General features: G+C 51.3%; 1 rRNA gene. It reads left to right on the plus strand.

Going from position 1 to position 770, the window contains the following annotated elements:
• Positions 1–770: ribosomal RNA gene (locus ACF8E5_RS12465) — 23S ribosomal RNA — on the plus strand; the annotation flags it as partial.

Below are 770 nucleotides of genomic sequence, written 5' to 3' on the forward strand. Positions count from 1 at the left end.
GAGCACGAGAAACTTTGTCTGAATATGGGGGGACCATCCTCCAAGGCTAAATACTACTGACTGACCGATAGTGAACCAGTACCGTGAGGGAAAGGCGAAAAGAACCCCGGAGAGGGGAGTGAAATAGAACCTGAAACCGTATGCGTACAAGCAGTGGGAGCCTACTTTGTTAGGTGACTGCGTACCTTTTGTATAATGGGTCAGCGACTTATATTCAGTGGCGAGCTTAACCGAATAGGGGAGGCGTAGCGAAAGCGAGTCTTAATAGGGCGTTTAGTCGCTGGGTATAGACCCGAAACCGGGCGATCTATCCATGGGCAGGTTGAAGGTTAGGTAACACTGACTGGAGGACCGAACCGACTACCGTTGAAAAGTTAGCGGATGACCTGTGGATCGGAGTGAAAGGCTAATCAAGCTCGGAGATAGCTGGTTCTCCTCGAAAGCTATTTAGGTAGCGCCTCATGTATCACTGTAGGGGGTAGAGCACTGTTTCGGCTAGGGGGTCATCCCGACTTACCAAACCGATGCAAACTCCGAATACCTACAAGTGCCGAGCATGGGAGACACACGGCGGGTGCTAACGTCCGTCGTGAAAAGGGAAACAACCCAGACCGTCAGCTAAGGTCCCAAAGTCATGGTTAAGTGGGAAACGATGTGGGAAGGCTTAGACAGCTAGGAGGTTGGCTTAGAAGCAGCCACCCTTTAAAGAAAGCGTAATAGCTCACTAGTCGAGTCGGCCTGCGCGGAAGATGTAACGGGGCTCAAACCAT

Source organism: Pseudomonas sp. WSY_20, assembly GCF_043104335.1.
GTDB lineage: Bacteria > Pseudomonadota > Gammaproteobacteria > Pseudomonadales > Pseudomonadaceae > Aquipseudomonas > Aquipseudomonas parafulva_B.